Source organism: Myroides sp. N17-2 (genome assembly GCF_002286775.1).
Taxonomy (GTDB): Bacteria; Bacteroidota; Bacteroidia; order Flavobacteriales; family Flavobacteriaceae; genus Flavobacterium.
This window is the reverse complement of the sequence record NZ_NSGJ01000142.1, coordinates 1-304: the sequence shown is the minus strand read 5'-3', so window position 1 is coordinate 304 and position 304 is coordinate 1. Positions and strand designations below refer to the sequence as shown.

The following is a 304-nucleotide window of genomic DNA, read 5'->3' as shown; positions in this document are numbered from 1 at the left end:
CTGTTAAAATGCATACACTCCTTGATTTTGATGGGAATTTACCAGCTTATATTAATATTACAAATGGTAAAACGGCTGATAATAAAGGAGCTTATGATATCCCATTACTCAAAGGCAGTGTTATAGTTGCAGATCGATTCTACAATGATTTTAGCCTTTTAAATGTTTGGGACAGCAAACAAGTATTCTTTGTTATTAGACATAAAGACAACTTGAAATTTGAAACTATTAAGGAATTAGAACTTCCAGAGAACAGGCATCAAAACATCCTAAAAGATGAGCTCATTAGCTTAACTAATATAAG

The 304-nt window shown here is 31.6% G+C and carries 1 protein-coding gene; it reads left to right on the top strand.

The window, feature by feature from the left end:
• Nucleotides 1-304: transposase (locus CF599_RS19445; protein WP_143824851.1), on the top strand; the 304-nt coding region annotated here is incomplete at both ends.